The 655-nt window shown below is 40.5% G+C and carries 1 protein-coding gene; it reads right to left on the bottom strand.

The genetic code is table 11. The features are described 5' to 3' along the window. Positions 1–132: 132 nt before the first annotated feature. Positions 133–655, bottom strand: a 523-nt coding sequence (locus HC176_RS15685; RefSeq protein ID WP_209309738.1) for a hypothetical protein, incomplete at its 5' end; no start/stop codon positions are given.

Raw genomic sequence — 655 nt, 5'->3', positions numbered from 1 at the left:
CGGAGAAGGTGCAGGTTACGCCGGCGGAATAGTTTCCGCAGCTATAGACGGGGAGAAATGTGCCGAAAAGGCGGTGTTGGCGATGGGATAGGGATGGCCTGATCACCAACAAATTAGACTTATGAGGAACATTTAATTCTCCGTATCCTCTTCTTCAAGGAGAACACCAAAAGTTCCACTGAATTTGATTTCTTTAGTAATGTCATCGGTATTGTAAGCAGTTACATCAAAGGTGCCTTCCACAATTTTATCATCGGCGTAAGTAATTTCTATTTCACTGGGATTGTCTTTTTGTGGCAGATCTTCCCACACGTTATCCTCATCATCCCACAAAAGAGAATAACCTACATCCTTTTTATTTCCTGTTGTATAATTTCCTTTCCCTTCATAGAAACAAAAGTATAGCATTATGTAACCTTGTTCTTCGCTGTATCCGAAGACAGAAAGAGCGGGAATTCCGGATTCTGGTCCTACACTCCTGGTTGCACTCATGTTTTCGGAATTGAGAACTTCGAATTCTTCACCATCGACTTCAGCTATGAAAAATTCTTCATAAACAACAGCATCTTCGACCTCAAGTTCCTCCTTAATTCCTTCTTCTTTTTGACAGGAAGCCATTAAAATAATTACCGTCAACACAATATAATATTTTGCC

The sequence above is a fragment of the Tamlana crocina genome (assembly GCF_012037625.1).
Note: the sequence above shows the minus strand (reverse complement) of the source record. Positions and strands in the feature narration are given on the sequence as shown.